Annotated in this window: 2 tRNA genes and 3 rRNA genes; all 5 read left to right on the top strand. The window is 53.0% G+C overall.

From position 1 onward, the window contains the following. Nucleotides 1–148 precede the first annotated feature (148 nt). The 5 genes from DZC73_RS29475 (at nucleotide 149) to rrf (ending at nucleotide 5,436) form a co-directional block, all read left to right on the top strand. Nucleotides 149–1,677 (top strand): 16S ribosomal RNA (locus DZC73_RS29475). A 153-nt stretch (nucleotides 1,678–1,830) separates the two neighbouring features. Further along, nucleotides 1,831–1,907 (top strand) — tRNA-Ile (locus DZC73_RS29470). Between the two features lie 7 nt (nucleotides 1,908–1,914). After that, nucleotides 1,915–1,990 (top strand) — tRNA-Ala (locus DZC73_RS29465). A 282-nt stretch (nucleotides 1,991–2,272) separates the two neighbouring features. Further along, nucleotides 2,273–5,148, top strand: a 23S ribosomal RNA gene (locus DZC73_RS29460). 175 nt (nucleotides 5,149–5,323) lie between these two features. Continuing rightward, a 5S ribosomal RNA gene (gene rrf / locus DZC73_RS29455) occupies nucleotides 5,324–5,436 on the top strand. Together the 16S, 23S and 5S rRNA genes with 2 tRNA genes alongside form the textbook arrangement of a ribosomal RNA operon. Nucleotides 5,437–5,485 lie beyond the last annotated feature (49 nt).

The raw sequence follows: 5,485 nt of genomic DNA, 5'->3' as shown, positions 1-5,485 counted from the left end.
AACGTTCTTTAAAAACTAACAGCCGATAAGCGTGGGCGTTTGGACGGGTTGAGTGCCAGGCATTCGAAAGAATGTCGGGTCTGAAGGACCTTAAAAACGCTCACTGAAGTGAAGTTCACTTCAATTCTTTGAGCAGTAATTCAAGATCGAACTGAAGAGTTTGATCCTGGCTCAGATTGAACGCTGGCGGCATGCCTTACACATGCAAGTCGAACGGTAACGCGGGGCAACCTGGCGACGAGTGGCGAACGGGTGAGTAATATATCGGAACGTGCCCAGTAGTGGGGGATAGCCCGGCGAAAGCCGGATTAATACCGCATACGACCTACGGGTGAAAGCGGGGGATCGCAAGACCTCGCGCTATTGGAGCGGCCGATATCAGATTAGGTAGTTGGTGGGGTAAAAGCCTACCAAGCCGACGATCTGTAGCTGGTCTGAGAGGACGACCAGCCACACTGGGACTGAGACACGGCCCAGACTCCTACGGGAGGCAGCAGTGGGGAATTTTGGACAATGGGCGCAAGCCTGATCCAGCCATGCCGCGTGCGGGAAGAAGGCCTTCGGGTTGTAAACCGCTTTTGTCAGGGAAGAAACGGCTTTCTCTAATACAGAGGGCTAATGACGGTACCTGAAGAATAAGCACCGGCTAACTACGTGCCAGCAGCCGCGGTAATACGTAGGGTGCAAGCGTTAATCGGAATTACTGGGCGTAAAGCGTGCGCAGGCGGTCTTGCAAGACAGATGTGAAATCCCCGGGCTTAACCTGGGAACTGCATTTGTGACTGCAAGGCTGGAGTACGGTAGAGGGGGATGGAATTCCGCGTGTAGCAGTGAAATGCGTAGATATGCGGAGGAACACCGATGGCGAAGGCAATCCCCTGGACCTGTACTGACGCTCATGCACGAAAGCGTGGGGAGCAAACAGGATTAGATACCCTGGTAGTCCACGCCCTAAACGATGTCAACTGGTTGTTGGACGGCTTGCTGTTCAGTAACGAAGCTAACGCGTGAAGTTGACCGCCTGGGGAGTACGGCCGCAAGGTTGAAACTCAAAGGAATTGACGGGGACCCGCACAAGCGGTGGATGATGTGGTTTAATTCGATGCAACGCGAAAAACCTTACCTACCCTTGACATGCCAGGAACTTGCCAGAGATGGCTTGGTGCTCGAAAGAGAACCTGGACACAGGTGCTGCATGGCCGTCGTCAGCTCGTGTCGTGAGATGTTGGGTTAAGTCCCGCAACGAGCGCAACCCTTATCATTAGTTGCTACGCAAGGGCACTCTAATGAGACTGCCGGTGACAAACCGGAGGAAGGTGGGGATGACGTCAGGTCATCATGGCCCTTATGGGTAGGGCTACACACGTCATACAATGGCCGGTACAGAGGGCTGCCAACCCGCGAGGGGGAGCTAATCTCAGAAAACCGGTCGTAGTCCGGATCGCAGTCTGCAACTCGACTGCGTGAAGTCGGAATCGCTAGTAATCGCGGATCAGCTTGCCGCGGTGAATACGTTCCCGGGTCTTGTACACACCGCCCGTCACACCATGGGAGCGGGTTCTGCCAGAAGTAGTTAGCCTAACCGCAAGGAGGGCGATTACCACGGCAGGGTTCGTGACTGGGGTGAAGTCGTAACAAGGTAGCCGTATCGGAAGGTGCGGCTGGATCACCTCCTTTCTGGAAAACAAGCACTCCGAAGTTCTTGCGCCCACACTTATCGGCTGTTCGTTGAACACAGCGTGTGAATGTGAGCCGGCTGAGCACTGCAACAGCACCGTGCTAAGCGGCACCAGGCTGGCAACTCCGGACGCTTCACAGCCAAAACGTGAAGGGTCTGTAGCTCAGTTGGTTAGAGCACCGTCTTGATAAGGCGGGGGTCGTTGGTTCGAGACCAACCAGACCCACCATCTTCATGGGGGATTAGCTCAGCTGGGAGAGCACCTGCTTTGCAAGCAGGGGGTCGTCGGTTCGATCCCGTCATCCTCCACCATCTAAATCACAACACACACTTTTGAGTGCTGGCGCAAGCAGCTGTTGAGCTGTTTGCGCCAGCGGTTCGAAAGAATCGGCTGGCTGTTCTTTAACAATTCGTAGAGTCGAAAATCAGCGTTGTCGACGGAAACCACTTCATGGTGGACCGTGCCGTCGGCAACATTTTGATTGCGTCAACATACTTCAACTCAAACAATCGAGTTGTATTTGAAGACGGCGTAACGCAAGAAACTCAAACCAGTCCTTGACGATGCTTCCAAGTGAGGCGTCAAAGTTATAGGGTCAAGTGACTAAGTGCATGTGGTGGATGCCTTGGCGATTACAGGCGACGAAGGACGTGATAGCCTGCGATAAGCTTCGGGGAGCTGGCAAATTAGCTTTGATCCGGAGATTTCCGAATGGGGAAACCCACCCTTAGGGGTATCGCATACTGAATACATAGGTATGCGAGGCGAACCGGGTGAACTGAAACATCTCAGTAGCTCGAGGAAAAGACATCAACCGAGATTCCGAAAGTAGTGGCGAGCGAAATCGGAACAGCCTGTGCGTTTTAGCCATCGATTTATCAGAACGGAATGGAAAGTCCGGCCATAGTGGGTGATAGCCCCGTATGAAAAAAGTCGGTGGTAGAACTAGGCGCACGACAAGTAGGGCGGGACACGTGTAATCCTGTCTGAATATGGGGGGACCATCCTCCAAGGCTAAATACTCGTAATCGACCGATAGCGAACTAGTACCGTGAGGGAAAGGCGAAAAGAACCCCGGGAGGGGAGTGAAATAGATCCTGAAACCGCATGCATACAAACAGTCGGAGCCCGCAAGGGTGACGGCGTACCTTTTGTATAATGGGTCAGCGACTTACATTCAGTGGCAAGGTTAACCGAATAGGGAAGCCGTAGAGAAATCGAGTCCGAATAGGGCGTTCAGTCGCTGGGTGTAGACCCGAAACCAAGTGATCTATCCATGGCCAGGATGAAGGTAGGGTAACACCTGCTGGAGGTCCGAACCGACTAGTGTTGCAAAACTAGCGGATGAGCTGTGGATAGGGGTGAAAGGCTAAACAAACTTGGAAATAGCTGGTTCTCTCCGAAAACTATTTAGGTAGTGCCTCAAGTATTACCGTCGGGGGTAGAGCACTGTTATGGCTAGGGGGTCATGGCGACTTACCAAACCATTGCAAACTCCGAATACCGATGAGTACAGCTTGGGAGACAGTGCACCGGGTGCTAACGTCCGGACACAAGAGGGAAACAACCCAGACCGCCAGCTAAGGTCCCTAAAATTGGCTAAGTGGGAAACGAAGTGGGAAGGCTAAAACAGTCAGGATGTTGGCTTAGAAGCAGCCATCATTTAAAGAAAGCGTAATAGCTCACTGATCGAGTCGTCCTGCGCGGAAGATGTAACGGGGCTAAGCCAGTTACCGAAGCTGCGGATGTGCAATTTATTGCACGTGGTAGGAGAGCGTTCTGTACGCCTGTGAAGGTGGCTTGTGAAGGCTGCTGGAGGTATCAGAAGTGCGAATGCTGACATGAGTAGCGTTAAAGGGGGTGAAAAGCCCCCTCGCCGTAAGCGCAAGGTTTCCTACGCAACGTTCATCGGCGTAGGGTGAGTCGGCCCCTAAGGCGAGGCAGAGATGCGTAGCTGATGGGAAACAGGTCAATATTCCTGTACCGATCTGTAGTGCGATGTGGGGACGGAGAAGGTTAACTCAGCCGGGTGTTGGATGTCCCGGTTCAAGCATGTAGTCGTGCCGCCTAGGCAAATCCGGGCGGCTTAGATGAGGTGTGATAACGAGGCGGCTTGCCGCTGAAGTGAGCGATACCCTGCTTCCAGGAAAAGCCACTAAGCTCCAGCTACAGACGACCGTACCGCAAACCGACACTGGTGCGCGAGATGAGTATTCTAAGGCGCTTGAGAGAACTCTGGAGAAGGAACTCGGCAAATTGACACCGTAACTTCGGAAGAAGGTGTGCCTTTAGTAGGTGAACCCGTACAGGGGGAGCCCAATGAGGCCGCAGAGAATCGGTGGCTGCGACTGTTTATTAAAAACACAGCACTCTGCAAAGACGAAAGTCGACGTATAGGGTGTGACGCCTGCCCGGTGCTGGAAGATTAAATGATGGGGTGCAAGCTCTTGACTGAAGTCCCAGTAAACGGCGGCCGTAACTATAACGGTCCTAAGGTAGCGAAATTCCTTGTCGGGTAAGTTCCGACCTGCACGAATGGCGTAACGATGGCCACACTGTCTCCTCCAGAGACTCAGCGAAGTTGAAATGTTTGTGATGATGCAATCTCCCCGCGGAAAGACGGAAAGACCCCATGAACCTTTACTGTAGCTTTACATTGGACTTTGAACAGATCTGTGTAGGATAGGTGGGAGGCTTTGAAGCGGTGCCGCTAGGTGTCGTGGAGCCAACGTTGAAATACCACCCTGGTGTGTTTGAGGTTCTAACCTTGGCCCGTTATCCGGGTTGGGGACAGTGTATGGTGGGCAGTTTGACTGGGGCGGTCTCCTCCCAAAGCGTAACGGAGGAGTTCGAAGGTACGCTAGGCACGGTCGGAAATCGTGCTGATAGTGCATAGGCATAAGCGTGCTTGACTGCGAGACTGACAAGTCGAGCAGGTACGAAAGTAGGACTAAGTGATCCGGTGGTTCTGTATGGAAGGGCCATCGCTCAACGGATAAAAGGTACTCTGGGGATAACAGGCTGATACCGCCCAAGAGTTCATATCGACGGCGGTGTTTGGCACCTCGATGTCGGCTCATCTCATCCTGGGGCTGTAGCCGGTCCCAAGGGTATGGCTGTTCGCCATTTAAAGAGGTACGTGAGCTGGGTTTAAAACGTCGTGAGACAGTTTGGTCCCTATCTTCCGTGGGCGCTGCAAGATTGAGAGAGCCTGCTCCTAGTACGAGAGGACCGGAGTGGACGCACCTCTGGTGTATCGGTTGTCACGCCAGTGGCATTGCCGAGTAGCTATGTGCGGAAGAGATAACCGCTGAAAGCATCTAAGCGGGAAACTCGTCTCAAGATGAGTCTTGCCGGGGCCTTGAGCCCCCTGAAGAGTCGTTCGAGACCAGGACGTTGATAGGCTGGGTGTGGAAGCGCAGTAATGCGTTAAGCTAACCAGTACTAATTGCTCGTGAGGCTTGACCCTATAACTTTGATCCAAAATCAAAGCCGGTTCGAGTCACCCAAGTTATGCCAGTCTTCAAATTCGAAGCTGCGCGCAATCAAATACGCTGATTCGCTGTCATATAATGACAGCGCCAGACTCTACGAATTCGCCGGACTTGCTCCCCTCAACAAAAGCAAGCCAGCTACAAGTTAAGCCTGATGACCATAGCGAGGTGGTCCCACTCCTTCCCATCCCGAACAGGACAGTGAAACGCCTCAGCGCCGATGATAGTGCGGATTCCCGTGTGAAAGTAGGACATCGTCAGGCTATTAATTTAAAACCCCCTTCCAGATTCCTGGTTGGGGGTTTTGCTTTT

It is taken from the genome of Rhizobacter terrae (assembly GCF_003852895.1).
Classification (GTDB): domain Bacteria; phylum Pseudomonadota; class Gammaproteobacteria; order Burkholderiales; family Burkholderiaceae_C; genus Albitalea; species Albitalea terrae.
Note: the sequence above shows the minus strand (reverse complement) of the source record. Positions and strands in the feature narration are given on the sequence as shown.